This is a genomic window from Pseudomonas abietaniphila (genome assembly GCF_900100795.1).
Lineage (GTDB): Bacteria > Pseudomonadota > Gammaproteobacteria > Pseudomonadales > Pseudomonadaceae > Aquipseudomonas > Aquipseudomonas abietaniphila.
Genome location: NZ_FNCO01000006.1, coordinates 89,391 through 115,639, shown reverse-complemented (window position 1 = coordinate 115,639; position 26,249 = coordinate 89,391). Strand labels below are relative to the sequence as shown.

At 59.8% G+C, this 26,249-nt stretch carries 25 protein-coding genes; 13 read left to right on the top strand and 12 right to left on the bottom strand.

Annotated features, from left to right (window positions below):
- Positions 1 to 48 precede the first annotated feature (48 nt).
- From BLS87_RS13290 to BLS87_RS34920, 3 genes are all read left to right on the top strand, one after another.
- Positions 49 to 1,413, top strand: coding sequence for a DNA recombination protein RmuC (locus BLS87_RS13290; RefSeq protein WP_167362065.1), 1,365 nt, complete (start codon positions 49 to 51; stop codon positions 1,411 to 1,413).
- A gap of 394 nt (positions 1,414 to 1,807) precedes the next feature.
- Positions 1,808 to 3,259, top strand: a complete 1,452-nt coding sequence (locus tag BLS87_RS13285; RefSeq protein WP_074752953.1) for an NCS1 family nucleobase:cation symporter-1 — start codon at positions 1,808 to 1,810, stop codon at positions 3,257 to 3,259.
- Between the two features lie 192 nt (positions 3,260 to 3,451).
- Positions 3,452 to 3,577 carry a PA1414 family protein gene (locus BLS87_RS34920; protein ID WP_256601618.1) on the top strand — a complete coding sequence of 42 codons (126 nt, stop codon included), beginning with the start codon at positions 3,452 to 3,454 and terminating at the stop codon, positions 3,575 to 3,577.
- 6 nt (positions 3,578 to 3,583) lie between these two features.
- Here the strand turns inward: BLS87_RS34920 and BLS87_RS34160 are convergent, their stop codons facing one another.
- The 4 genes from BLS87_RS34160 to speB form a co-directional block, all read right to left on the bottom strand.
- On the bottom strand, positions 3,584 to 3,733 hold the full coding sequence (locus tag BLS87_RS34160; RefSeq protein ID WP_167362060.1) for a hypothetical protein: 150 nt from the start codon (positions 3,731 to 3,733) through the stop codon (positions 3,584 to 3,586).
- A complete protein-coding gene (locus BLS87_RS13280; RefSeq protein ID WP_074752952.1) occupies positions 3,730 to 4,020 on the bottom strand; it encodes a hypothetical protein in 291 nt (96 codons plus the stop codon). The genes BLS87_RS34160 and BLS87_RS13280 overlap by 4 nt, the downstream gene beginning before the upstream one ends.
- Before the next feature lie 264 nt (positions 4,021 to 4,284).
- The gene (locus tag BLS87_RS13275; RefSeq protein ID WP_074752951.1) at positions 4,285 to 5,664 is read right to left on the bottom strand and encodes a sodium:solute symporter family protein; all 1,380 of its coding nucleotides are present in this window, start codon (positions 5,662 to 5,664) and stop codon (positions 4,285 to 4,287) included.
- A gap of 269 nt (positions 5,665 to 5,933) precedes the next feature.
- On the bottom strand, positions 5,934 to 6,884 hold the full coding sequence (speB, locus tag BLS87_RS13270) for an agmatinase (RefSeq protein ID WP_074752950.1): 951 nt from the start codon (positions 6,882 to 6,884) through the stop codon (positions 5,934 to 5,936).
- Positions 6,885 to 7,071: 187 nt separating this feature from the next.
- Between speB and BLS87_RS13265 the strand changes: the two genes are divergently transcribed.
- Positions 7,072 to 7,965: a LysR family transcriptional regulator gene (locus BLS87_RS13265; protein ID WP_074752949.1), complete on the top strand. Its 894-nt coding sequence runs from the start codon at positions 7,072 to 7,074 to the stop codon at positions 7,963 to 7,965.
- Between the two features lie 12 nt (positions 7,966 to 7,977).
- Positions 7,978 to 8,568: a tRNA-uridine aminocarboxypropyltransferase gene (locus tag BLS87_RS13260; RefSeq protein ID WP_074752948.1), complete on the top strand. Its 591-nt coding sequence runs from the start codon at positions 7,978 to 7,980 to the stop codon at positions 8,566 to 8,568.
- A gap of 3 nt (positions 8,569 to 8,571) precedes the next feature.
- Here BLS87_RS13260 and BLS87_RS13255 read toward each other — a convergent pair whose 3' ends face one another.
- The 3 genes from BLS87_RS13255 to BLS87_RS13245 form a co-directional block, all read right to left on the bottom strand.
- The gene (locus BLS87_RS13255; RefSeq protein ID WP_074752947.1) at positions 8,572 to 8,796 is read right to left on the bottom strand and encodes a DUF6316 family protein; all 225 of its coding nucleotides are present in this window, start codon (positions 8,794 to 8,796) and stop codon (positions 8,572 to 8,574) included.
- Between the two features lie 517 nt (positions 8,797 to 9,313).
- Positions 9,314 to 9,928, bottom strand: a complete 615-nt coding sequence (locus BLS87_RS13250) for an NAD(P)H-dependent oxidoreductase (protein ID WP_074752946.1) — start codon at positions 9,926 to 9,928, stop codon at positions 9,314 to 9,316.
- Positions 9,921 to 11,315 carry a class II fumarate hydratase gene (locus tag BLS87_RS13245; RefSeq protein WP_074752945.1) on the bottom strand — a complete coding sequence of 465 codons (1,395 nt, stop codon included), beginning with the start codon at positions 11,313 to 11,315 and terminating at the stop codon, positions 9,921 to 9,923. Before BLS87_RS13245 ends, BLS87_RS13250 begins: the two co-directional genes overlap by 8 nt.
- Before the next feature lie 271 nt (positions 11,316 to 11,586).
- On the opposite strand from BLS87_RS13245, the gene BLS87_RS13240 reads away from it, so the two are divergent.
- From BLS87_RS13240 to BLS87_RS13210, 7 genes are all read left to right on the top strand, one after another.
- Entirely contained in the window at positions 11,587 to 12,123 is a 537-nt protein-coding gene (locus BLS87_RS13240) for a DUF2059 domain-containing protein (RefSeq protein ID WP_074752944.1), read from the top strand.
- A 13-nt stretch (positions 12,124 to 12,136) separates the two neighbouring features.
- On the top strand, positions 12,137 to 12,433 hold the full coding sequence (locus BLS87_RS13235) for a BolA family protein (protein WP_074752943.1): 297 nt from the start codon (positions 12,137 to 12,139) through the stop codon (positions 12,431 to 12,433).
- A gap of 320 nt (positions 12,434 to 12,753) precedes the next feature.
- Positions 12,754 to 13,734, top strand: a complete 981-nt coding sequence (gene trhO / locus BLS87_RS13230) for an oxygen-dependent tRNA uridine(34) hydroxylase TrhO (RefSeq protein WP_074752942.1) — start codon at positions 12,754 to 12,756, stop codon at positions 13,732 to 13,734.
- Between the two features lie 36 nt (positions 13,735 to 13,770).
- A complete protein-coding gene (locus tag BLS87_RS13225; RefSeq protein ID WP_167362064.1) occupies positions 13,771 to 14,373 on the top strand; it encodes a DsbA family protein in 603 nt (200 codons plus the stop codon).
- A gap of 10 nt (positions 14,374 to 14,383) precedes the next feature.
- Positions 14,384 to 16,198 (top strand): ABC transporter ATP-binding protein, encoded by a 1,815-nt coding sequence (locus BLS87_RS13220; RefSeq protein ID WP_074753170.1) that lies wholly within the window; start codon positions 14,384 to 14,386, stop codon positions 16,196 to 16,198.
- A gap of 273 nt (positions 16,199 to 16,471) precedes the next feature.
- Positions 16,472 to 18,937, top strand: a complete 2,466-nt coding sequence (locus tag BLS87_RS13215) for an EAL domain-containing protein (protein ID WP_074752940.1) — start codon at positions 16,472 to 16,474, stop codon at positions 18,935 to 18,937.
- A gap of 36 nt (positions 18,938 to 18,973) precedes the next feature.
- Positions 18,974 to 19,771 (top strand): iron-containing redox enzyme family protein, encoded by a 798-nt coding sequence (locus BLS87_RS13210; protein WP_074752939.1) that lies wholly within the window; start codon positions 18,974 to 18,976, stop codon positions 19,769 to 19,771.
- A 7-nt stretch (positions 19,772 to 19,778) separates the two neighbouring features.
- Here the strand turns inward: BLS87_RS13210 and BLS87_RS13205 are convergent, their stop codons facing one another.
- The 5 genes from BLS87_RS13205 to BLS87_RS13185 all read right to left on the bottom strand — a co-directional run bounded on the left by BLS87_RS13205 (position 19,779) and on the right by BLS87_RS13185 (position 24,809).
- Positions 19,779 to 20,705 carry a GGDEF domain-containing protein gene (locus BLS87_RS13205; protein ID WP_074752938.1) on the bottom strand — a complete coding sequence of 309 codons (927 nt, stop codon included), beginning with the start codon at positions 20,703 to 20,705 and terminating at the stop codon, positions 19,779 to 19,781.
- 356 nt (positions 20,706 to 21,061) lie between these two features.
- Positions 21,062 to 21,808 (bottom strand): YciK family oxidoreductase, encoded by a 747-nt coding sequence (locus tag BLS87_RS13200; protein WP_074752937.1) that lies wholly within the window; start codon positions 21,806 to 21,808, stop codon positions 21,062 to 21,064.
- A gap of 233 nt (positions 21,809 to 22,041) precedes the next feature.
- A complete protein-coding gene (gene mupP, locus BLS87_RS13195; protein ID WP_074752936.1) occupies positions 22,042 to 22,713 on the bottom strand; it encodes an N-acetylmuramic acid 6-phosphate phosphatase MupP in 672 nt (223 codons plus the stop codon).
- A gap of 3 nt (positions 22,714 to 22,716) precedes the next feature.
- A complete protein-coding gene (ubiG, locus tag BLS87_RS13190; protein WP_074752935.1) occupies positions 22,717 to 23,415 on the bottom strand; it encodes a bifunctional 2-polyprenyl-6-hydroxyphenol methylase/3-demethylubiquinol 3-O-methyltransferase UbiG in 699 nt (232 codons plus the stop codon).
- A 65-nt stretch (positions 23,416 to 23,480) separates the two neighbouring features.
- Positions 23,481 to 24,809, bottom strand: a complete 1,329-nt coding sequence (locus tag BLS87_RS13185) for a TRZ/ATZ family hydrolase (protein ID WP_074752934.1) — start codon at positions 24,807 to 24,809, stop codon at positions 23,481 to 23,483.
- 226 nt (positions 24,810 to 25,035) lie between these two features.
- Here BLS87_RS13185 and mtnA point away from each other — a divergent pair, with 226 nt between their 5' ends.
- A complete protein-coding gene (gene mtnA / locus BLS87_RS13180) occupies positions 25,036 to 26,112 on the top strand; it encodes an S-methyl-5-thioribose-1-phosphate isomerase (RefSeq protein ID WP_074752933.1) in 1,077 nt (358 codons plus the stop codon).
- The last annotated feature ends 137 nt before the right edge of the window (positions 26,113 to 26,249 follow it).

Genomic DNA, 26,249 nt, shown 5'->3' with positions numbered 1-26,249 from the left:
GCGTGGCACCTGCAGCGCCGCGTGACGTCGCAAGAGGCGGAGTCGGCGTTGCTCGACGAGCGCCTGAGCAACGCGCAGATGGCTCAGGACGGGCTGAACGCGCAGCTCGATGCCTGCCGCGATGAGATCAGCGATCTGGGCCAGGCCAATGCCGTCAAACAGGCGGATCTGGCTGCGTTGCGTCGAGAGGTGGAACTGCTGCGCCAGCAGCATGAAGCGGCGCGTCAGGCCCAGGCCGACTGGGGTGAGGAGCGCAGCAATAAAGAGACTGAATTACGCCGCCTGGATTCGCAGTGCGCGTCACTCAATGCTGAACTGCGTGAGCAACAGGAGAGTCACCAGCAACGCCTGAGTGACTTGCAGGGCTCCCGAGATGAATTGCGTGCGCAATTCGCCGAGCTCGCCGGGAAAATTTTCGATGAGCGTGAGCAGCGCTTCGCGGAAACCAGCCAGCAGCAGTTGGGGCAGTTGCTCAACCCGCTCAAAGAACGCATCCAGTCATTCGAGAAACGTGTCGAAGAAAGCTATCAACAGGAGGCACGCGAGCGGTTCTCCCTTGGCAAGGAGCTGGAGCGTCTGCAGCAGCTCAATCAGCGCCTGAGCGATGAGGCCACCAACCTGACACGCGCCCTCAAGGGCCAGAAAACCCAAGGCAACTGGGGAGAATTGATTCTTGAACGGGTGCTTGAGCACGCCGGCCTCGAGAAAGGGCGCGAGTACCAGACGCAAGTCAGCCTTAAAGGACCGGATGGCGAACGCTTCCAGCCCGACGTGCTGATCATGCTGCCCGGCGACAAGCAGGTCGTGGTGGACGCCAAGGTCAGTCTGACGGCATACCAGCAGTATGTCTCGGCCGACGACGATGTGATCGCGCAGGCCGCACTGAAGCAGCACGTCCTGTCGCTGCGTAATCACGTCAAAGGACTGTCCGGTAAAGACTATAAACGGCTGGAAGGCCTGCACAGCCTGGACTTTGTTCTGCTGTTCGTGCCCATCGAGGCGGCCTTTTCGGCAGCCTTGCAGGCCGAACCGACCATGTTTCAAGACGCCTTCGATCGCAACATCGTCATCGTCAGCCCGACCACCCTGCTGGCGACCCTGCGGGTCATCGACAGCCTGTGGAAACAGGAGCGTCAGAGTCAGAACGCGCGGGAGATCGCCGAACGAGCGGGCTGGCTGTACGACAAGTTTGTGCTGTTCATTCAGGATCTGGACGAGGTCGGCAGTCGCCTGCAGCAGTTGGACAAAGCCTACGGGGCGGCGCGTAACAAACTGGTCGAGGGGCGCGGCAACCTGGTGAGTCGCAGCGAGCAACTCAAGCTCTTGGGGGCCCGGGCGAGCAAGAACCTCCCAGCCGATTTGCTTGAGCGTGCCATGACAGACGAGGACGGGTTGGTGCAGTTGCCGGAATAGGGCAGCGGTTACAACCTCGGCTTGACCTGACGACGATGCATTTAAAATAGCCACCGTCGTCCTGCGATTAACTTCCAGAGTTGTTAAAGACAATAAACTACTATTTTGTACACAATATATTGAGTGGGTTGCGGATTTCCCCGTAACGCACCGCCATCAGGCACGGCTGCACTGCGAGCGTGCGCTACGGTGTTCGTTAAGACGTAAACCGCACGCTCACCCTCCACGTGTCAGACCTTTGAAAACCGCCATTTAGAGACAATGCGGCGTTCGAAAAATCGCTATGGCACGCATTCTGCCTATTGGTTCGTATACAACCCACACTTGCTCCCGTACGCAGTGTGTTCGGCAGTACCGCAACGGGAGCCAGTTCGTCCTCTCAGGGAGAATTGTGATGACCGAGCCAATGCCCAAAGGTTACAGCCCCCGCTTATACAACCAGGACCTGGGGCCACTGCCGCAGAAGTGGACCTGGTACAACATTTTCGCGTTCTGGATGAGCGACGTGCACAGCGTTGGCGGCTACGTGTTTGCCGCCAGCCTGTTCGCGCTGGGACTGGCCAGTTGGCAAGTGCTGATCGCGTTGTTGGTGGGTATCTGCATTATTCAGGTGATCGCCAATCTGCTCGCCAAACCCAGCCAGCAAGCCGCCGTGCCGTACCCGGTCATTTGCCGACTGGCGTTTGGCGTGTTCGGTGCAAACATTCCGGCCGTGATTCGTGGACTGATCGCGGTCGCCTGGTACGGCGTTCAGACTTATCTGGCTTCCAGCGCGTTGATCATCGTAGTGCTGCGCTTTTTCCCGCAGATGTCGGTCTACGCCGAATCTCAGTTTGCGGGGCTTTCCTACCTGGGATGGTTCGGTTTCCTTGCCCTCTGGGTGGTTCAGGCAGCCGTCTTCTGGACCGGCATGGACTCGATTCGTCGCTTCATCGATTGGGCCGGCCCCGTGGTGTACGCCGTCATGTTCCTGCTGGCAGGCTGGATCGTCTGGAAGGCCGGTTGGGCAAACATCAGCTTCACTCTGTCTGAGAAATCGCTGACGGGTTGGGAAGCGTTTTCGCAAGTGATCATGGCCACCGCGCTGGTGGTGTCCTACTTCTCCGGCCCGACGTTGAACTTCGGCGACTTCAGCCGCTACTGCCGGAGCATGTCCGAGGTCCGCCGGGGCAATTTCTGGGGCCTGCCGGTGAATTTTCTGGCGTTCTCGCTGGTGACGGTGGTCATTGTTTCAGGCACGTTGCCGGTATTCGGCGAGATGCTGCATGACCCGATCGCCACTGTGGCGCGGATCGACAACAACGTGGCGGTGTTGTTGGGGGCTTTCGCTTTTGTGACAGCCACCATCGGCATCAACATTGTCGCTAACTTCGTATCCCCGGCATTTGACTTTGCCAACGTCGCACCCAGCAAAATCAGCTGGCGCGTGGGCGGCATGATCGCAGCGGTTGCGTCGATCTTTATTACGCCGTGGAACCTGTTCAACAACCCGCAGGTGATTCACTACACGCTCGACGTGCTCGCCGCGTTCATCGGTCCGCTGTTCGGCATCCTGCTGGTGGACTACTACCTCATCAAGAAGCAGCAAATCGACGTGGACGCCCTGTTCAACGACGGCCCGACCGGCCGGTACTGGTACAACGGCGGCGTTAACTACACCGCCGTCAAGGCGCTGATTCTGGCGACGCTGGCAGGCATCGCGATCACTTTCATTCCGGCGCTGCAGCCAATGGCGAATTTCGCCTGGTTCACGGGTTGCTTCCTTGGGGGCGGCCTGTTCTTCCTGTTTGCCCGACACAGCCAGGCCCATGAAGGGGTGACGATGTCGACGGCAGTGCCTGGCTGAAGTGTTCTCGATTGGACGGCGCCGCTGGTCGCGTGGCGCCGGGTTTTCCTGCTTTGAAATGTCTTAACGTAAAGAAAGGGAAAATTTCCTGCCGCGACACTCGGTAGCAGGCGTAAAGTGCGACTTAGCACTATGATCTGCTTAGGCGGATCAGAAGTTGGCTGCCGGGTATTTCCCTGAAGGGGGCGTTATATGAACAGCAAATTGCAAGAATGGCTTCACGACGTGGGTGTCGCATTGGGTTTGATCGAGCGGCCAAAATTGCAGCCCATTCCTGTGCGCACCGATGATGACGAGCGCCGTCGTCCGCGCCGCTGATTTCGGTCAGATCTCAACGTAACTGACAGCGGTGCTATCGCCCGATAGCCCGCCAAGGCTTTCTGCCTGGGTCGCCAGACGCTTCGCCACGGATTGAGTCGGCGACGCTTCCTCGCACACTCCACTCACACCGGAATCGAACGCATCTGCGTTCAATTGGTTTTCCTGCCTTTCATCTGCGTCAGTATCAAGTCCACGAGGCCTTGCAACGTCAATTGGCTGTACGTCGAGTGCTCGGGAAGGTGGGAGATATCGGATTTGATCCGGTGGGGCAAAACGATGTTGAACTCGGTCTGCAGGCTGGTAAAGAACTCGATGAAATCTTCCTCGTCCAGCACGAGTTCGCTCAGCATTGCGTCGTCCTTCTCCTGAATCAGAGACTTGTCGACAAGGATTTTTCCGAGTGTATCGATAACGTGCTGTTTGACCTCGGTACGGTTCATGGCAATCCTCTGGTTTGACGTATTCGAAAATCACCCCGACTTCAAAAACAGAGGGTCGTTGCGCGACAGCCGACCGGTCATTTCTCCCTGAGAAAACGCACTGTTACGGCCTCCTGCCACCGTGCTGTCCTGATCAAGGCTAGTTCAACTTTCAGGGGGGAGATTGATCCGTTAATGGCGATTTTTTGTAACGGCGCATAAAAAAGGGTGCCCGAAGGCACCCTGATTTGTTTCAACCGCGTTACGCCTGCGGCGAGTGCGCGATCACGCTGTGCGGGTCAGCACGACAGGACGCGGCGACACCAGGCTGACCAGTACAAAACTCACCAGACCCACCGCCAGGCTGTAGTAGATCGGCGTGTTGGCGTCCAGGCCATCCTTGAACATGAACACCAGTGCGGTGATAAAGCCCAAGGTCATGCTGGTGATGGCACCCGATGTGGTGGCGCGTTTCCAGTAGATCGCGCCGATCAACGGAATGAGCATGCCGCCGACCAGCAGGTTGTACGCCAGCGTCAGCGCGCTGATGACGTCATTGACCACCAGCGCGATCGCGAGCACGACCAAGCCGGTCAGGGCCGTGAACAGACGGTTGATGCCCAGGCTCGATTGTTTGCCGCCGCGTAGCTTCGGCAGCAGGTCTTCGGTCAGCGTGGTGGACGCCGCGAGCAGGCCCGCGCTGGCGGTGGACATCATGGCGGCAAGTGCGGCAGCGATGACCAGCCCGCGGATGCCGTCGGGCAGTGTGGCTTTGACGATCGCAGCGAAAGCCGTGTTGACGTTTGTCAGGTCAGGCAGCAGGACGTGCGCTGCCATGCCGATCAGTGCGCAGACCAGGCCATAGACGATGCAGTAAACACCGGCGACGGAACCTGCGTATTTGGCGACTTTTTCGGTGCGGGCAGTGAACACGCGCTGCCAGATGTCCTGACCGATCAGGATGCCGAAGAAGTAGATCAGGAAGTAGGTGATGATGGTGTCCCAGCCAATGGTGGTCCAGCTAAAGCTCGACGCTGGCAGCTTGGCGACCAGTTCGTCCCAACCGCCCACGCGGTACAGGCAGATCGGCAAAAGGATGAACATCAACCCGACGGTCTTGATCACGAACTGGACAATGTCGGTCAGGGTCAGTGACCACATGCCGCCGATGGTCGAGTACACGACCACCACGCCGCCGCCCAATACGACCGACAGCCAGAACGGTAGATCGAACAGCACCTGCATGACGGTGCCAATGGCGAGAATGGAGGTCACGCCGATCATCAGGGCATACGCGAGCATGATCACGGCGCTGGCCTGGCGGGCCATCGGGTTGTAACGCTTCTCGAGGATCTGGGTGACGGTGAAGATTCGCAGCTTGAGCAGCGGTTTGGCGAGGAACAGGTTCAGCGCGATGATCCCCAGGCCCAGTGCGGCGCAGAGCCAGAAACCGGAAATGCCATGCACATAACCCAGGCGAACGGTGCCAACGGTGGAGGCGCCGCCTAAAACCGTGGCGGCCATGGTGCCCATATAGAGGCTGGGGCCGAGGTTACGACCGGCCACCAGGTAATCTTCATGGGTCTTGGCTTTGCGCATGCCATACCAACCCAACACCAGCATGCCGGCTGCGTAAATCAGCACGACAAAAATATCTAAAGCCATGGGGTGTCTCCGATCATTGTTTTTATAGTGAATCGCACTTCATCCGGCTGAGACGGCGCGGGCAGTCAGCGGGTGAATTTTTATTCAGTTTGGTTTGCAGGTCTTCACTGAGTTGAACCTGTGGGAGCGAATTCATTCGCGAAGGGCCGGTAGCGGCAATCCATTTCCATCGCCTGAACCATTTTTCGCGAATGAATTCGCTCCCACGGGATTCAGGTTCGCCAGCAAGCCCTCATTGATGCCTGGGGCCAGCGACGGACCTCAACCTTTCAGCGGTGTGTGACACCCGGCAGCACGCAGAGCATCTCGTAAAGCAGGTTGGCACCCAGCAGCGAGGTGTTGCCGGTGGTGTCGTACGGCGGCGAGACTTCTACCAGATCGCAACCGATCAGGTCGAGGCCCTGGCAGCCGCGGATGATTTCGATGGCCTGAATGGTGGTCAGCCCGCCAATTTCCGGCGTGCCGGTGCCTGGCGCCCACGCCGGGTCGATGCCGTCGATGTCGAAGCTCAGGTACACCGGGCCGCCACCGACTTTCTCGCGCACTTCGGCCATCAACGGTGCCAGCGATTTGTGCCAGCACTCTTCAGCCTGCACCACACGGAAGCCCTGTTTGCGGCTCCAGTTGAAGTCTTCAGCGGTGTAACCCTGCGCGCGCAGGCCGATCTGCACCACACGGTCGCAATCGAGCAGACCTTCTTCCACCGCGCGGCGGAACGTGGTGCCGTGGGCAATCTTCTCGCCGAACATGTGGTCGTTGACGTCCGCATGGGCGTCGATGTGCACCAGGCCGACCTTGCCGTGTTTCTTGTGGATGGCGCGCAGGATCGGCAGGGTGATGGTGTGGTCGCCACCCAGCGTCAGCGGGATGATGCCGTGTTCGAGAAAGCCATCGTACGCTTCTTCGATGATGCGAACGGCGTCCAGCAGATTGAAGGTGTTGATCGCCACGTCGCCAATGTCGGCAACGGAGAGGGAATCGAAAGGTGCAGCGCCCGTGGCCATGTTGTACGGACGGATCATCACCGATTCGGCGCGGATTTCGCGAGGTCCGAAACGGGTGCCTGCCCGCAGCGAGGTGCCGATGTCCAATGGCACGCCAATAAAGGCGGCATCAAGACCCTCGGCCGATTGCAAGTGCGGCAGACGCATCATGGTGGCGATGCCGGCGAAGCGCGGCATTTCGTTGCCGCCCAGTGGTTGGTGGAAAATCTTGTCCACGGGATTGCCTCATCGGTGGGTGATTAATAATTGTTAGACGCAGGGTGTGCGTTGCAGAAGCTGTGCCGATTCTGCGAACCGAGCGGGCTGCGAACAATCGCTGAGGCAAAATACTTAGTTCAGAGATTTCTGAAGTATCGGGTAAGCTGCGCGGATTGCTACAGCGACAACATGTCCCGGAAACATCATGGCCAGCGCATTACCCGATCTGAAACTGCTGCGTATCTTCGTCTGTGTGGTTCGCCACCAGGGTTTTGCCAGTGCGCAACAGGAACTCAATCTGTCGACATCGGCGATCAGCACCTACATGAGTCAGCTGGAGTCGGCGCTGGGCATCGTCTTGTGCCATCGTGGTCGGGGCGGTTTCAGCCTGACCAGCAAGGGCGAATTGTTCCACCAGGAGACCTTGCGTCTGCTGGGTGAACTTGAAGGCTTCGAGCTCTATGCGGCAGCGCTCAAGGGCGAGTTGCGCGGGACGTTGAATCTTGGGGTGCTGGACTCGACGGTCAGTGACCGGGCGCTGCCGTTTGCCGAGGTGATCGGCGCGTACAGCGAAGAGCACCCGGCCGTGCACTTGCACCTGTCGGTGATGAGCCCGTATGAATTGCAGCTCGGTGTGCTGGACAACCGCCTGGACCTGGCCATCGGTTCTTTTTCCACGCGCATGAATGGTCTGCTCTACCAGCCGCTGTACCGCGAACAGCACTGGCTGTATTGCAGCAGCCGTCACCCGTTGTTTGCCGAAAGACGCATCCCGGAGCCGGTGATCACCCAGCAGCGCATGGTCGGGCGCGGTTACTGGAGTCAGGCGGAACTGGCCCGGCACGGCTTCAAGCACAGCGCTGCCACGGTGGAGAGTATGGAGGCGCAACTGATTCTGGTGCTTTCCGGTGCGTACATCGGCTATCTGCCGGAGCATTACGCACAATCCTGGGTCGACTCCGGACATCTGCGAGTGCTGTTGCCCGCGACGTTCGGCTATCAGGCACCGTTCTCGATGATCCTGCGTCGGGGACGGAGTCGCGAGCCGCTGATTCAGACCTTCCGCGACCTGCTCAAAGCGCAGCTCAATCCGCTTTAGGAGGCCCTGTCCATGTCCCGTGCTCGCTGCCAGCGTTGCCTGCGTCCCGATAATCATTGCTTGTGCGCGCTGATCCCTGCCCTCGACAGCCGCACCCGCGTGCTGATCCTGCAGCATCCCAGCGAGGTCAATCACGCCTTGAACACCGCGCGCCTTGCGGTGCTGGGGTTGAACAATGCCGAGTTGGTGGTGGGCGAGGTGTTCGACGATCTGGCGACGTTGCTCGACGTGCCGGGTTACCAGGCCCGGTTGTTATTTCCGGGGGAGGGCGCCGAGGCGCTCAGTGCTCAGGCGGGTGAGGTCAAGCCATTGTTGCTGGTGATTCCTGATGGCACCTGGCGCAAGGCGCGCAAGCTGCTGCACCTCAATCCACGGCTGGCCGCATTGCCTCGCGTTACGCTGGACAATCCACCGCCCTCGCGTTACCGGTTGCGCAAGGTCCCCGGCGCTGAGGCGTTGTCCACGCTGGAAGCGATTACCCATGCGCTGCACACGCTGGAGCCGGATCGGTCGTTCGAGGCGCTGTTAAGGCCGTTCAATGCGTTGATCGAAGGGCAGATTGCGGCGATGGGGGAGGAAACGTTTCGCCGCAATCATGCCTGATGGTCAGCCATTGAGGGAGGAGGAGGGGTGTTCAGCCTGTGAGGGTCGGGCGCCCTGCATACGTCGAATATAGGCTTCGGTTTCCCGCGCGGCGTCCTCTTTGCTGAAAAAAGGGCCTTCGAGGGTGTTTTCCCGGGTGCTGAAAAAATAGAGGCCGTTGACGCGGGAGACGCGGTCGCTGCGAAAGTGCACGGCGGTCTCGGGATCTTGCTCACGCTTGCTTAACATAGCCTTCTCCGCGCTGGGGAGGATGGTTGGAAAACGATTCAGGACGGCTAAACCTGTGTCCGGCTGTCCAATGATTTTTCCACAGCGTGATACGGAAAAATCGGCTGGCCGAATGACACTTTACTCCGAACTGCAGGCGTTGGATGCAGTGCGATGAGCGCGGTTCAATGAAATACGCGCTGATACTGTAGCCGCGGGCTTGCCGCGGATTGCGGTCGGACGAATGTGGTGGGTCAGTATGAAGGTGTCGGCTGATACACCGCTTTCGCTGCCCTCGTAACCTCGGACGTCTCCTACAGGTTTTGCGGCGTGATGAAGATTTTCGGCTTCACACCATCTGCGAGGCAGGACGCATTCAAACCTGTGGCCGGCTTGCTGGCGAATGCAGTGGTTTAGCGAAGAGGATGTCGACTGATGCACCGCATTCGTCCGAATTGCGGCCCATACCCTCGTAACCTCGGACGTCTTACAGGTATTGCGGTGTCGTGAAGATTACTGGCTTTCAAACAACGGAACGTCAGCGTTTACCCAGCGCCTCAGCCTGATGAATCCACTGCTGGCGCTGTTCCTCGGTCGATGTGCGCACCGGGGAAAACTCCGTCAACCGGGTGGTCTTGATCCCGCAGAACTCCAGAATCGCTTTCGTCATCTGCCGATGCGCCGGGGCTTTGAGCACCCAGCGAAAGTAGCGTGAAGGCGTGTCCAGCGTCACCAGCATCTCAGCGGTACGGCCTTTGAGCAGCTCGTTCGACGGATGATGACGGCCGTGGGCCTTGAAGGCGAAACCGGGCATGAATACCCGGTCGAAGAATCCGCCAAGCAGGCTGGGCAGCCCGCCCCACCAGACCGGATACACGAACACCAGATGCTGGGCCCAGTGAATCTCTCGCTGGGCCTGCAACAGATCATGCTCCAAAGTCTGGCTTGATTCGTAGCCGCCGCGCAGCACCGGGTCGAAGTCCAGTTCTTCCAGCTTCAGCACCCGCACCACATGACCCTGACTCCGGGCGCCGTGGGCATACGCTTCGCCCAGCGCATGACCCAGGCTGATGGTCTTCGGCGTACCGATGACCATCAGGATGCGTTTGCCATACCCTTCCAGTGGGGTGGCGCCGCTGATCGGCTCAGCCATTGCTGCCAGCCTCGAGCATCTTCTCCGGACGGACCCAGGCGTCGAACTCGGCGTCCGTGAGGAAACCCAGTTGCAGCGCCGCTTCGCGCAGGGTCAGCCCTTCGCTGTAGGCTTTCTTGGCGATTTGCGCGGATTTGTCGTAGCCGATGTGTGGGTTCAGCGCCGTGACCAGCATCAGGCCGCGTTCCAGGTGTTCAGCCATCTTCGCGGCATCAGGCTCCATGCCGGCGATGCAGTGCTCGTTGAAGTTGCGGCAGCCGTCGCCCAGCAACCGGATCGATTGCAGCAGGTTGTGAATGATCACCGGCTTGAACACGTTCAACTGCAGGTGACCCTGACTGGCCGCAAAGGTGATCGTGGTGTCGTTGCCCATGACTTGGCACGCCAGCATGGACAATGCTTCGCACTGCGTCGGATTGACCTTGCCCGGCATGATCGAGCTGCCAGGTTCGTTGGCGGGTAATTTGACTTCTGCCAGACCGGCGCGCGGGCCCGAACCCAGCAGGCGCAGGTCATTGGCAATTTTCATGAGCGTCACGGCCAGGGTTTTCAGCGCGCCGGACAACGCAGTCAAAGGCTCGTGACCTGCCAGCGCGGCGAATTTGTTGGGCGCTGTGACGAACGGCAGACCGGACAGGGCCGCCAGTTCAGCGGCCACCGCCTCTGCAAAACCATGCGGAGAGTTGAGACCGGTGCCGACGGCGGTGCCGCCCTGAGCCAGCTCGCAGACAGCGGGGAGGGCTGCGCGAATGCTCTTTTCGGCATAGTCGAGCTGCGCAACGTAGGCCGACAGCTCTTGGCCGAACGTGATGGGCGTCGCGTCCATCATGTGCGTGCGGCCGGTTTTCACCAGCTTCATATGGCGCGACGACTGCTCGGCGATCCCGGAAGAGAGTTCGGCGATGGCAGGCAGCAGTTGCTCTTTTACCGCTTGTGCCGCCGCGATGTGCATGGCGGTCGGGAAGCAGTCGTTGGAGCTCTGGGAGCGGTTGACGTGGTCGTTCGGATGGACCGGCGACTTGCCGCCGCGACCCTTGCCGGCCAGTTCGTTGGCCCGACCGGCGATGACCTCGTTGACGTTCATGTTGCTCTGCGTGCCGCTGCCGGTCTGCCAGACCACGAGCGGGAACTGGTCGTCGAGCTTGCCACCGAGCACCTCGTCGGCAGACTGTTCGATCAGACGGGCAATATCGGCAGGCAGGTCGCCATTGCGGTCGTTGACGCGGGCCGCGGCCTTCTTGATCAGCGCCAGTGCGTGGAGCACCGGCAACGGCATGCGTTCCTGGCCGATGGCGAAGTTGATCAGAGAACGTTGAGTTTGTGCCCCCCAGTAAGCGTCTTCGGGGACTTCGATCGGACCTATGCTGTCGGTTTCGGTACGGCTCACTGGACTCACTCCTTAAGATCGTTAGCGCAGTTTAGTACCCGTGAGGCGGGTTCGGTTCCCGTTAAAGGCCGCGCGGTAAAAACATGAGCCGCTAGTGTGCGACAAAACGCAGGACTTGGTCGTCTTATACCTTCGGGTTACCTTCGGGCAGGCCGGTGCCGTGCAGCGGGGAATCAACCGCTCGTAGCTCCGGGGGTTGAGCGCAAGGCGAAAACGGGCGCAGAATGCTCGGCCTTGGGGTTCAGCCTCGCCTGCTAGATAAGGAAACTCGATGACCCGTCTTCGCGCCATCTGTGCTGCGGTCGCTCTGGCATGCGCCAGCGGCCAGGTTCTCGCCGCCACCGCCAGCCATGAAGCCAGTGCTGTAGCGTTCCTCAAACTGGCCCATGCCGATCAGTTGGGTGCGCCGATTTATATGCAAGCGCAGCAAATGTTCGCCCAGCGTTTCGCCGAAACCAAAGCCCCTGATTCCAAGAAAGCGGTGTTGGAAACCTATCAGGCCAAGGCCAACGCTGCGTTGGACAAAGCCATTGGCTGGGACAAGCTGCAGCCGGACATGGTCAAGCTGTACACCGATAACTTCACCGAATCCGAGCTGAAAGACCTGGTTGCTTTCTACCAGTCGCCGCTGGGCAAGAAAGTCCAGGCCAAGATGCCGCAGATCAGCCAGCAATCGTTCCAGATGACTCAGGAAAAACTGCAGCCAGCCGTGCCTGTGGTAACCGGTCTGCTGGAGTCCATGACCAAAGAACTGGTCCCTGCTGGCGCCAAAGGCACCGCACCGGCTGCCCCCGCCAAGAAGCCATAAGCGAAATCACGACATGAGCATGCAACAGCGAATCGAATCCGCGTTGGCGGTCTTTCAGCCCGAGTACCTTCAGGTACTCAACGAAAGCCACATGCACAGTCGTGGCTCGGATACTCACTACAAGGCGGTGGTGGTCAGCGAACACTTCGCTGGCCTCAACGCCGTCAAGCGTCACCAGAAGGTCTACGGCTTGCTGGGCGGCTTGATGGGTGAGTTCCATGCGCTGGCGCTGCACACCTACACCCCGCAAGAATGGTCGAAGCTCGGCGCTGCGCCTGCTTCGCCGACCTGCGCCGGTGGGCATGACTGAGCGGGCACATAGCCCGGTTTCGGCCCGTTTTCGTGGATGAATGCGTTTCCCCTGTGAGAGCGAATTCATTCGCGAGACAGTGTTCCAGTCCATGCACCCTGTCGCCTGCTCTGTTTTTCGCGAATGAATTCGCTCCCACAGGTAAGGTTCACGCCTGACGCGCCTCTGTTGACCTGTATCAATCCCCCGCTGATCCACCTCACTGTCTGCTCCCCTCCGATTTTTGCTAGAATCCGCGCCGCGCTGCCGGGTCGGCACGCTTTTACCTGAACTTTTCATCCGGTAGGCCCTTTGCGAGGGTCACCACCTGGAGACGCAACATGACCCAAACCGCCCCCATCGTCGTCGCGGCGCTGTACAAATTCGTCACCCTTTCGGACTACGTCGAACTGCGCGAGCCGCTGCTCAAGGCGATGGTCGACAACGGCATCAAAGGCACGCTGCTGATCGCCCAGGAAGGCATCAACGGCACCGTTTCCGGCAGCCGCGAAGGCATTGATGGCCTGATGGCCTGGTTGAAGAACGATCCGCGCATGGACGACATCGATCACAAAGAGTCGTATTGCGACGAGCAGCCGTTCTACCGCACCAAGGTCAAATTGAAGAAAGAAATCGTCACCCTGGGCGTTGACGGCGTGGATCCGAACAAAGCGGTCGGCACCTACGTCGAGCCGCAGGACTGGAACGCCCTGATCGCCGACCCGGAAGTGCTGCTGATCGACACCCGCAACGATTACGAAGTTTCCATCGGGACGTTCGAGGGTGCGATCGACCCGAAAACCACTACGTTCCGGGAGTTCCCCGAGTACATCAAAGCCAACTTCGATCCGGCCAAGCACAAGAAAGTCGCGATGTTCTGCACCGGCGGGATCCGCTGTGAAAAAGCCTCGAGCTACATGCTTGGCGAAGGCTTCGAAGAGGTGTATCACCTCAAGGGCGGCATCCTGAAATACCTGGAAGAAGTGCCGCAGGAAGAAAGCCAGTGGCGTGGCGACTGCTTCGTGTTCGACAACCGCGTGACCGTGCGTCATGACCTGACCGAAGGCGACTACGATCAATGTCATGCATGCCGCACGCCGATCAGTGCTGAAGATCGGGCCAGTGAGCACTATTCGCCGGGTGTCAGTTGCCCGCATTGTTGGGATACGCTGAGCGAGAAAACCCGCCGCAGCGCCATCGACCGGCAAAAGCAGATCGAACTGGCGAAGGCGCGTAATCAGCCGCACCCGATTGGCCGTAATTACCGCCTGCTGGATGGCGACGACGCACAGACCCACGAAAAACAGACCAACGAGGCCTGACCCATGCACGCCCGCCTGCTCTATGTAATGGACCCGATGTGTTCGTGGTGCTGGGGTTTTTCGCCCGTCGCGCAGGCCTTGGTGGAACAGGCGAAGGCGGCGGGCCTGCCGTTGCATCTGGTGGTGGGCGGTTTGCGCACCGGCAGCGGGGCGGCACTCGAGCCGAACACCCGCCGCTACATCCTTGAACACTGGCAAGCGGTGCACGACACCACCGGCCAGGCGTTTCAGTTCGAGGGCGCGTTGCCCGATGGCTTTGTTTATGACACCGAGCCCGCGTGCCGTGCCATCGTTGCTGCGCGCAGTCTGGCGCCGGACATCGCCTGGAAACTGGTCAAGGAAATCCAGCACGCGTTTTACCTTGAGGGGCGTGATGTCACCAAGGCGTCGGTGCTGGCGGAGTTGGCAGAAAAAGCCGGCCTGCCACGTATCGAGTTCGCCGATGCCTTCGACAGCGCTGAACAGCATGCCGCCACGGCGTCCGATTTCTCGTGGGTTCAGGACCTCGGCATCGCCGGCTTCCCCACCTTGCTGGCCGAGCGAAACGGCCAATTGGCCCTGCTGACCAACGGCTATCAACCTCTGGAAGCACTGGCGCCCATGCTCAGCCGTTGGCTGGAGCGCGCAGCCAGTGCGTGATGCCCACGAGATAGAAAGCGCCACTCACAGGCCCGACGCTGTCCAGGCCGATCGCCTTGATTGGCCGCAGATTCGCCGTCTCGCCCTTCGGCACAAAAAGGCGCTGTGGATCGCCAACGGAGTCGCCGTGTTGGCGGTGCTGTGTTCGGTGCCGATCCCGTTGCTGCTGCCGCTGCTGGTGGACGAGGTGTTGCTCGGCAAGGGCGACACCGCACTGGTTTTCATGAATCAGTTCCTGCCCGCCAGCCTCCATAAACCGGTGGGCTATATCGGCTTGATGCTGGTCACCACTCTGTGCCTGCGGCTCGGAGCGTTGCTGTTCAACGTGATTCAGGCGCGCCTGTTCGCCGGGCTGGCCAAAGACATCGTCTATCGCATCCGCGTTCGCTTGATCGAACGACTCAAGCGTATCTCGCTGGGCGAATACGAAAGTCTGGGCAGCGGGACCGTCACCGCGCACCTGGTCACCGATCTGGATACGGTGGACAAGTTCGTCGGCGAAACCCTCAGCAAATTCCTCGTCGCGATGCTGACGTTGACGGGCACCGCGGCGATTCTCGTCTGGATGCACTGGCAACTGGCGTTGTTGATCCTGCTCTTCAACCCGCTGGTGATTTACGCCACGGTCAAGCTGGGCAAGCGAGTCAAACACCTGAAAAAGCTGGAGAACGACAGCACCTCGCGCTTCACCCAGGCGCTGACCGAAACCCTGGATGCCATTCAGGAAATCCGTGCCGGCAACCGGCAGGGCCATTTCCTCGGCCGTCTGGGCTTCCGGGCTAAGGAAGTGCGCGATTTTGCCGTCGCCTCGCAGTGGAAAAGCGATGCGTCGGGCCGTGCCAGTGGTTTGTTGTTCCAGTTCGGCATCGATATTTTTCGCGCCGCAGCGATGCTCACGGTGCTGTTTTCCGACCTGTCCATCGGCCACATGCTCGCCGTCTTCAGTTACCTGTGGTTCATGATCGGTCCCGTTGAGCAACTGCTGAACCTGCAGTACGCGTTCTATGCGGCGGGCGGTGCGCTGACGCGCATCAATGAACTGCTGGCACGCGCCGACGAGCCTCAGTACCAAGGGCAGCTCAATCCGTTCGTGGGGCGTGAGACCGTCAGCATCGACGTGAGTGGCCTGTGCTTCGGCTATAACGAGGAGTTGGTGCTGGACCATCTGGACCTGTCGATCACGCCGGGTGAGAAAGTGGCGATCGTCGGCGCCAGCGGTGGCGGCAAGAGCACCCTGGTTCAATTGCTGCTGGGGCTCTACAGCCCCAAGTCCGGGACCATACGCTTCGGCGGCGCAAGCTTGCAGGACATCGGCCTTGAAACCGTTCGGGAACATGTGGCTGTCGTCCTGCAGCACCCTGCGCTATTCAATGACACCGTCAGGGCCAATCTGTCGATGGGGCGCGAACGCAGCGATGAGGCGTGTTGGCAAGCGCTTGAAATCGCTCAGCTGGACGCGACCATTCGGGCCCTTCCGCAGGGGCTGGACAGTGTTGTGGGGCGATCCGGGGTACGTCTGTCGGGCGGCCAGCGTCAGCGCCTGGCGATTGCCCGGATGGTGCTCGCCGACCCCAAGGTGGTGATCCTCGACGAGGCGACCTCAGCGCTGGACGCCGCGACCGAGTACAACCTGCATCAAGCGTTGAATCGCTTTCTCAGTGGCCGGACGACGTTGATCATTGCGCATCGTCTGTCGGCCGTGAAGCAGGCAGACCGGGTTCTGGTGTTTGATGGCGGCAGCATCGCCGAGGATGGCGACCACCAGCAACTGATTGCTGACGGCGGGCTTTATGCACGTCTCTATGGTCACCTGCAACAGCTTTGATACATCTTGTCGGTTTTTCTCATAACGTGTCTCAAATGGCGTATCGCCAGTGGAACACGTCAATTCTTAGGCTATGCTTGACCCGTGTATTTAAGGAAAGTGTGAAAAGCGTCATATTTACGTCTTTGCTGTGCGGTGGTAACACCTGAAGTCGCGCGCAAGATGTGAGTATTACCCCGCTGCATCGTGGAAATTAGCCGAGTCCCTTGTCCGTTCAGGAAGGTCGCCTGAACGAAGGGAGTGAGTACTGGCAGTGCTGATGAAAGGGACACCATGAAGCAAAAGCGGATCCTGGAGAAGCCTCGTCTTCTCGGTATCGTTTGGCCATTTATCGCGGTGGTGCTGTTACAAGCGCTGCTCGGTTGCGTCAGCCTGTACATGATGTCGGCTGTGCGCAGTTATGTTGGCGGAGAAAGCCTTTGGTCCAAGGGCCAGAAGGACGCTATTTATTATTTGAATCTCTACGCCAACAGTCGCGACGAGATCAACTACCTGAAATACCAGCAGGCCATCGCCATCCCCCAGGGTGGACATGACCTGCGGGTCGCGATGGATCAACCCGTTCCCGACATCGCACGCGCGACTGCAGGCATTCTGCAGGGTGGTAACCATCCTGACGATGCCCAGGGCATCATCTGGCTCTACCTCAATTTCCGGCATTTCAGCTACCTGGAGACGGCCATCGATCGTTGGAAGATCGGTGACAACTACCTCGTCCAGCTCGATGAAGTTGCCCGTGAAATGCACGGCCGCATCCTCGAAGGCACTGCCACCAACAGCGACGTGCTGGCCTGGCGGCAGCGGATCAACGCGATCAACGAGGGCGTGACGCCCGCCGCCATGGCCTTCAGCGACGCGCTGGGCGAGGGCTCGCGGGTCATTTTGCGAATTCTGCTGGTGGTGAACCTGGCCACGGCGGTGCTGTTGATCATCCTGGCGCTGCTGCGCACCCACAAACTGCTGGAACAGCGTCATGCCTTCGCCACGGCATTGCAGATGGAGAAGGAGCGGGCGCAAATCACGCTGGAATCAATCGGGGACGGCGTGATCACCACCGATGTCGACGGCGCCATCACTTACATGAACCCGGCGGCCGAGCAGATGACCCACTGGAAGACCGATCAGGCGGTCGGCCTGCCCCTGGCGGCGTTGTTCAATCTGCTTGACGAGAATGATCAGAAAGACAGCTCGACCCTGATCGAGCACATCCTCAGCGGCAAGCTGGGCGGCGGCAGTGAAAACTCAAAACTGATTCAGCAACTCGACGGCAGTACCGTGTCGGTGGCGTTGGTCGGCTCGCCCATCCGTACCGAAGGCAAGGTCAGTGGCGCGGTGCTGGTGCTGCACGACATGACTCAGGAGCGGCAGTACATTGCCAATCTGTCGTGGCAGGCGACGCACGATGCCCTGACCGGGTTGGCCAATCGCCGCGAATTCGAATACCGATTGGAGCTGGCGCTGAACGGGCTGACCTACCAGCCGGGTCGCCACGCGGTGATGTTCCTCGACCTCGATCAATTCAAGCTGGTCAACGACACCAGCGGCCACGCGGCGGGCGATGAGTTGCTCCGGCACATCTGTGCCTTGCTGCAACAGGGTATTCGGGAGGGAGACACGCTGGCGCGGCTGGGCGGCGACGAGTTCGGTATTCTGCTCGAGCATTGTTCACCGGAGGCTGCCGAGCAGATCGCTGAAGGCCTGCGTCAGACGGTCGAGAGCCTGCATTTTGTGTGGAAGGGGCGACCGTTCGTGACGACCGTCAGCGTCGGCCTGGTTCATGTGTCTGACGTGCCCACCACCCTGGAAGCGTCGCTGCGTGCGGCTGACATGGCGTGCTACATGGCGAAGGAAAAAGGTCGCAACCGGGTTCAGGTCTATCACGACGACGATTCGGAACTGTCTACTCGTTTCGGCGAAATGGCCTGGATTCAGCGCCTGCACATGGCGCTGGAAGACAATCGCTTCTGCCTTTATTCACAGGAAATCGCGGCGTTGAGTCGCGATGCGGCCCACAGCAACGGCCACGTCGAGATTTTGCTGCGGCTGCGCGACGAGTCCGGTCGCATGATTCTGCCGGACAGCTTTATCCCCGCCGCCGAGCGCTACGGGATGATGACCACGCTGGATCGATGGGTAGTGCAGAACGTCTTCAAGATCATTGCCGATTGCCTGATGGACAACCACCGAACCGGGCCCATGGCGACCTGTGCAATCAATCTGTCCGGCACCAGCATCGGTGACGACGCGTTTCTTGAATATTTGCGACAGCAGTTCCAAATCTACGCAATACCGCCTGAACTTATCTGTTTCGAAATCACCGAAACCAGTGCGATCGCCAATTTGGGCAGTGCTATTCGGTTCATTAACGAACTCAAAAGTCTGGGATGCCGTTTTTCACTGGATGACTTCTGTGCAGGCATGTCGTCATTCGCATACTTGAAGCACTTGCCTGTGGATTATTTGAAGATTGATGGCAGCTTCGTAAAAGACATGCTCGACGATCCGGTCAACCGGGCGATGGTGGAAGTGATCAACCATATCGGGCACGTCATGGGCAAACAGACGATCGCTGAGTTCGTCGAAAGCCCTCAGATAGAGCAGGCGTTATTGGAAATCGGTGTGGACTACGCTCAGGGGTACGTTATCGAGCGACCGCAATTATTCACCTGTGAATGTCTGCACGCACGGCCCGCGAGGCAGACCCCAATGTTGTTCAGCGCACCCGGGACTTTTCGCTGAACGACCCCGATGCAACACAACATAAGGAGCTACACAGTGATCGATATGTTCATTAGAACCGGTCCGCTGATGGATGCCAGCAGTTACCCCGTTTGGGCGCAGCAATTGATCAAAGATTGCAGCGAAGCCAAGGCACGCGTGGTAGGGCATGAACTTTATCAACGTATGAGAGATGGGCGGCTCAGTTCGAGAACCATGCGCCAGTATTTGATTGGTGGATGGCCTGTTGTTGAACAGTTTGCGGTCTACATGGCGCATAACCTGACCAAAACCCGTTTCGCCCGTCATCCGGGCGAAGACATGGCGCGTCGCTGGTTGATGCGCAATATTCGGGTGGAGCTCAATCATGCCGATTACTGGGTGAACTGGAGCGCGGCCCACGGGGTCACGCTGGAGGATCTGCAAGCGCAACGCGTTCCGTCAGAGTTGCACGCACTCAATCACTGGTGCTGGCACAGCTGTTCATCGGAGCCGTTGGTTGTCGCGATCGCAGCCACCAATTACGCCATTGAAGGCGCGACCGGCGAATGGTCTGCTGTCGTATGTTCACAAGAGACATACGCAGATATGTTCCCGCCGGACCTGCGAAAACGCGCCATGAAGTGGCTGAAGATGCATGCGCAATACGACGACTCCCACCCTTGGGAAGCCCTGGAGATCATCTGTACGCTGGCCGGCAACAACCCTAGCGAACAGTTGCAGGCGGACCTGAGAATGGCGGTGTGCAAGAGTTACGAGTACATGTACCTGTTTCTGGAACGGTGCATGGTTCTGGAGCAGCCGCAGGAGGCAAACGCGCCGATGCGCGAGCGCCGGTTTGCGGTTCGCGCCTGAGCCGCTTTCAACCTGCCATTTCCAGCCGGTTACGGCCCTGACGTTTGGCGGCATAAAGGGCGGTGTCGGCGCGGCGCAACAAGCTGTCGGGGGATTCCCCCGGCAGCAGCGTCGAGCAGCCCAGGCTGACCGTCAGTTCCACCGGGCTTCCATTGACCGGATACGTGAGTTGCAGTGCCGCGTTGCGCAGGCGTTCGCCCACCAGCGCGGCTGACTCACGACCGGTATTGGTCAGCACGATCAAAAACTCCTCCCCGCCAAACCTGAAGACCTGATCGATGTTGCGCAGGCGATCCTTGATCGCGTCCGCTACGCCCCTCAGCACCACATCGCCCGTGGCATGTCCGTGGGTATCGTTGATCCCTTTGAAATGGTCGATATCCAGCATCAGCACCGACAGAGGCTGCTGTTGGCGCCGGGCAATTTCAGCTTCCCGCGTCAGTGACTGTTCCATGGCAATGCGATTGCCCGCCCCGGTCAACGGATCACGCAGGGCGCTCAGGTTCGCGTTGCGGTAAAGCAGGGCGTTACGCAGTGGGTAGAGCAGGGTCGCAAGCAGGGCTTCGAGCTGCGTCAGCTCTACTTCGGCGAAGCGTCGGTCACGTTGAAACGCCAGTTCCCCCATCTGTTCGCCGTCGTGCGTGATGCAGTAGCTGGCGTTATGCCGCGAACGCTCCCCAAACTCCAGCCGCAAGTCTGTTCCTACGTGTTTGTAGTTCAGCGCCTTGAGGGGAATGAACTGCTGCACGCTCTGAAAGAACATCGCCAGGATCTTGTCCGCTTCGAGACTGGTTTGCAGTTGCAATTCAAGTCTGCGCTGCAGCTGTTGATAGTCCAGCGGTTGAGGCACGAATCCGTGTGCAGGCGCGAAGCCGAAGCGTTGAAGCCTTGCGCTGTCGAAATCAATGGCGTTGGTATTCGTCGGAAAACTCATGTTTTCGCTCCTGCGCCTCTCATCGGGCCTGATGTGGGTAGAGCGAAACTCGTGCCAATTCGTTCGCCGATATCGATCGTCATATAAATCAATGGGTTAGCACATGCGTTCGCGAACACCCGGGGTGTCCGCGCCTTTGGATTGACTAACGTACCGGTTTACACGCGAATGGACTACAAAGAGGCGACGGAAAACCACCGAGTTGATAAAAGGCGGTGAGGTTCCAGGGGATGATCGCGGTCTCCTGTGGGAGCGAATTCATTCGCGAGACGGTTGTACCTCCGGTGATGCTCTATTGGATGTACTGGCCCCTCGCGAATGAATTCGCTCCCACAGGTCGTGCGTCTGACAGGAATTCATTTCTTCTGGGCGTCGAACGCCTGGCCGTTGATACCGGTGCTGTCCGGGCCCATCAGGTACAGATAGACCGGCATGATCTCTTCGGGTGTCGGGTTGTTCAGCGGGTTTTCTGCCGGGTACGCCTGGGCGCGCATGTCGGTGCGGGTGGCGCCAGGGTTGATGCTGTTGGCGCGAACCGGTGCAACGCCGTCGACCTCGTCGGCCAGCGTTTGCATCAGGCCCTCGGTCGCGAACTTGGACACGCCATAAGCGCCCCAGTACGCACGGCCTTTGCGGCCCACGCTGCTGGAGGTGAAGACCACCGATGCGTCCTGCGACAGTTTCAGCAACGGCAACAAGGTGGCGGTGAGCATGAACGTCGCATTGACGTTGATGTGCATCACGCGCATGAAGTTTTCCCCGGACAACTGCTCGATCGGCGTACGTGGGCCGATGATTGAGGCGTTGTGCAGCACGCCATCGAGGTGCCCGAACTCGGCCTCGATCATGGCTGCCAGTTCATCGTACTGATGGGGCAGGGCGGTTTCGAGATTGAAGGGGATGACGGCGGGCTGCGGGTGACCTGCGGCTTCGATCTCGTCATAGACGGCTGTGAGGTGCGATTCTGTCTTGCCCAGCAGCAGGACGGTTGCGCCGTGGGCCGCATAGGTTTTAGCGGCAGCGGCGCCAATCCCGCGGCCGGCGCCGGTGACCAGAATGATACGGCCCTTGAGCAGTTCGGGGCGGGCAGAGTAGTTGAACATGGGGCCTCCTTTCAGTTCTCCCTAAACGCACGGTCGGCATATATCTGTTTCTGCCGAAGGCGTAGGAGCGTGGCTTGTCTCTGGGCCGCATCCGGACGATCTGCCGCGCAGCGGCAGCAGACCCGGGGAATGCGGTGTACTTGGCAAGACGCGGGCGACTGATTTTACTGCAGCTTCGCGGCAGATCGCGGGACAAGCCACGCTCCTACAAGGTTTCGTGTTTAGACGCGATCTCAACAACCGCACAACGCATTATCCAGCACCCGGCGTAATTCCAGCGGGTGATCCACCACCACGTCCGCGCCCCAGTGATCCGGGTTGTCGTGGGGATGAATGTAGCCATAACGCACGGCCGCTGTCTTGGTGCCCGCATCACGGCCGGACTCGATATCCCGCAGATCGTCGCCGATGAACAAGATACTGGCCGGGTCCAGGTCCAGCATCTTGCAAGCGAGCAGCAGCGGCTCCGGGTCCGGTTTGCTTTTGGTCACGTGATCGGGACAGATCAGCACCGCGGAGCGCTCGGACAGCCCCAGTTGCTCCATAATCGGCTGGGCAAAGCGCACCGGCTTGTTGGTGACCACGCCCCAGATCAGTTTTGCCTTCTCGATATCGGCCAGGAGTTCGGCCATGCCGTCGAACAATTTACTGTGGACCGCGCAGTCCTTCTGATAGCGCTCCAGAAACTCCAGGCGCAGTGCTTCAAACTCAGGCTCATTTGGCGAAAGCGCGAAGGCGGCTGAGACCATCGCTTTGGCGCCGCCGGAAATTTCATCGCGAATCAGTTTGTCGTCGACTGGCGCAAAACCACGCTCGGCCAGCATGGCCTGACAGATCGCGATGAAGTCCGGGGCGGTGTCGAGCAGGGTGCCGTCCATGTCGAAAAGAACTGCTCTCAAGCGCATGGATCAGGCCCCCTTCAGCGTCTGGATCATGTAGTTGACGTCGACATCGGAGGCCAGTTTGTAATGCTTGGTCAGCGGGTTGTAGGTCAGACCGATGATGTCCTTGACCTCAAGGCCTGCACTGCGGCTCCAGGCGCCCAGCTCGGAAGGGCGGATGAATTTCTTGAAATCATGGGTGCCGCGCGGCAGCAGATTCATGATGTATTCCGCGCCGATGATGGCGAACAGGTACGCCTTCGGGTTGCGGTTGATCGTAGAGAAAAACACCTGGCCGCCAGGTTTGACCATCGTGTAACAGGCACGGATGACCGAGGAGGGATCGGGCACGTGCTCCAGCATTTCCAGGCACGTGACGACGTCGAACTGCTCCGGCATTTCTTCGGCCAGCGCTTCGGCCGTGATCTGCCGGTATTCAACGCTGACGCCGGACTCGAGCTGATGCAGCTGGGCGACCGCCAGGGGCGCCTCGCCCATGTCGATACCGGTCACTGTCGCGCCGCGCAGCGCCATGGCTTCACTGAGAATGCCGCCGCCACAACCCACGTCCAGCACCTTCTTGCCTGCCAGACTGACGCGCTCGTCGATCCAGTTCACGCGCAACGGGTTGATGTCGTGCAGCGGTTTGAACTCGCTGTTGCGATCCCACCAGCGATGGGCCAAGGCTTCGAATTTAGCGATTTCGGCGTGGTCGACGTTGCTCATGTGTAATCCCTCTAAAACTTGAATTCGGTATTCGGTCACGGCCTGTCGCCATGACGCGCTAAAAATCAGTCTGCGGCGGCGATGCGATTGCCCCAGGCCTTGGCCGTTCGGGTCAGCGCTTCTTCGTCCATGCGTGTCAGGCGTTTGTCCTGAAGTAAGGGTTTGCCCGCGACCCAGACGTGGCTGACGCAGTCGCGGCCGCTCGCATAAATAAGCTGCGAGACGGGGTCGTAGATCGGCTGTTGTGCCAGACCCGACAGGTCGAAGGCGACCATGTCGGCGGCTTTGCCGATTTCCAGCGACCCGGTGGTGCCTTCGATGCCCATGGCGCGCGCGCCGTTCAGGGTTGCCATGCGCAAAGCGCGATGGGCGTCCAGTGCGGTGGCGGAGCCGGCGACCGCTTTGGCCAATAACGCGGCGGTACGGGTTTCACCCAGCAAGTCCAGGTCGTTATTGCTCGCAGCGCCGTCGGTTCCGACCGCGACATTGACGCCGGCCTGCCACAGACGCTCGACCGGGCAGAAGCCGCTGGCCAGTTTCAGGTTCGATTCGGGGCAGTGGATCACGCTGGAGTTGCTTTCGACCAGCATGGCCAGGTCTTCATCGCTGATCTGGGTCATGTGCACCGCCTGGAAGCGTGGGCCCAGCAGGCCCAGCCGTTGCAGGCGAGCCAGCGGACGTTCCTGACGTTGTTGTACCGCTTCATGCACTTCAAAGGCGGTTTCGTGGACATGCATGTGAATCATCGCGTCGAGCTCGTCGGCAATGACGCGGATCTTCTCCAGGTTTTCATCGCTGACGGTGTACGGCGCATGTGGGCCCATGGCGATCTTGATGCGGTCGTGATGGGCCAGATCATTGAACAGCTCGACACCGATGTGCAGCGCTTCGTCAGCGTTACGCGCACCGGGTATCGGGAAATCCAGCACAGGAACCGTGATCTGTGCCCGAATGCCACTGTTGTGCACCCGTTCGCAGGCGACCTTTGGAAAGAAATACATGTCAGAGAAACAGGTGATGCCGCCCTTGAGCTGTTCGGCGATGGCGATATCGGTGCCGTCGCGGACGAAGTCCTCGTCGACCCATTTGCCCTCGGCCGGCCAGATGTGGTCTTGCAGCCAGGTCATCAACGGCAAATCGTCCGCCAGGCCACGGAACAGGGTCATCGCTGCGTGACCATGGGCGTTGATCAGGCCGGGGCTGAGCAGCATGCCGGGCAGTTCGCGGACTTCCCTGGCGTGCTGGCGCAGGGCCTCGGCTTTGGGACCGATGTAGGCAATGACGCCGTCGCGAATGCCGATCCCGTGCTGTTGCAGGACGACGCCAGCGGGCTCCACCGGTACCAGCCAGTCCGGCAGAAGCAGGAGGTCGAGCGGGGCAGCGGCGTCGGGCATGGTGCGGGCATCCAATGGCTTATTACGGGGACGGCGAAGTATACCCGAGCGTCTTGGCGGTCGGCTCGCTATAATCGGCCGCTTTTTCAGCTGCTGGCTATTTGATTCTCGGCCCATGCGGCCCTGTAGGCGTGAGCGTGCTCGCGATTGCCGACGTGCCGTCACGGTCATGTGGCGCAAGCACCGGTTCCTCAGGTTTTCAACAATTCATCATGTGGGGTGTGCAATGCGCGATCGATTATTGGCTGCGGAGAAGGTAAAGGCCATCGATTGGCGGGACGGCACGTTGTATCTGCTGGATCAGCGAATCCTGCCGTTCGAAGAAACCTGGCATCCCTATCAGTCTGCTGCCGGCGTGGCCGACGCCATTCGCACGATGGTCGTGCGTGGCGCGCCCGCCATCGGCATCAGCGCGGCTTACGGCATTGTGCTCGCGGTGTTTGACCGTTATGAGGCAGGCGGTGACTGGCAGATGGCGCTTGAAGAAGATTTCGACCTGCTCGCCAACTCCCGCCCGACGGCGGTCAACCTGTTCTGGGCGCTGAACCGCATGCGCGAACGCCTGTATCGCCTCAAGGATCACGAAGATCCGCGCAAGGTCATGGAAGCCGAAGCCGTCGCCATTCACCTCAGTGACCGCGAAGCCAACCTGACCATGGCGCAACTCGGTGCGGAACTGATCCGCAAGCATCAGGGCAACCTGCAGACCGTTCTGACCCACTGCAACACCGGCGCACTGGCCACCGGCGGATTTGGCACGGCGTTGGGGGTGATTCGCGCCGCCCATATAGAAGGCATGATCGAACGCGTTTACGCCGACGAAACCCGTCCCTGGCTGCAAGGTTCTCGCCTGACGGCCTGGGAGCTGGTCAACGAAGGCATTCCGGTCACGCTGAATGCGGACTCCGCCGCCGCGCACCTGATGAAGACCAAGGGCATCACCTGGGTCATCGTCGGCGCTGACCGCATCACGGCAAACGGTGACGTCGCCAACAAGATCGGCACCTATCAACTGGCGGTGGCCGCCATGCACCACGGCGTGCGCTTCATGGTCGTGGCGCCCAGCTCGACCATCGACATGAACCTGGCCAGCGGTGAAGACATTCCCATCGAAGAGCGCGATGGCAAAGAGCTGCTTGAAGTCGGCGGCCAGCGCGTTGGCGCCGAGGTCGATGCCTTCAATCCGGTCTTCGACGTGACGCCTGCCGACCTGATCGATGCCATCGTGACCGAAAAAGGCATCGTTGAACGTCCCGACACGGTGAAAATGGCGCAACTGATGTGCCGTAAGCGCCTGCATTGATCCCTTCATTGCCAGCAATACCGCCCGCCGGGAAAGCGCTAGCAGGCCCTGTAAGCGCTTCTCAGGGCCGTGATGACGAAATGGCTCGTTTTCAGCGCTCTCAAAGGCTTCGTGCCTGACGGCGATTGTGGTAACAT